The organism is Rhizobium ecuadorense, from assembly GCF_001187535.1.
Lineage (GTDB): Bacteria > Pseudomonadota > Alphaproteobacteria > Rhizobiales > Rhizobiaceae > Rhizobium > Rhizobium ecuadorense.
The window spans coordinates 1-245 of record NZ_LFIO01001289.1 but is presented as its reverse complement, the minus strand read 5'-3'; the positions used below and the strand labels follow the sequence as shown (position 1 = coordinate 245).

Annotated in this window: 1 protein-coding gene; it reads left to right on the top strand. The window is 65.7% G+C overall.

The features are described 5' to 3' along the window. On the top strand, nucleotides 1-245 hold a 245-nt coding region (locus tag AF337_RS27285; RefSeq protein WP_152971211.1), incomplete at both ends, for a DUF3604 domain-containing protein.

Below are 245 nucleotides of genomic sequence, written 5' to 3'. Positions count from 1 at the left end.
ACCGTGCGCTTCTTTGGCGGCTGGGACTTCGAGCCGGCCGATGCCCAGAGCCGCAATCCCGGCGCTGTCGGATATAGCAAGGGCGTGCCTATGGGCGGCGACCTCACTACCGCCCCGGAAGGCAGGGCGCCGACATTCCTCGTCGCTGCGCTGAGGGATCCGATCGGGGCCAATCTCGACCGCTACCAGATTGTGAAGGGCTGGCTCGACGAGAACGGCGAGACCCGCGAAGAGGTTTACGACGT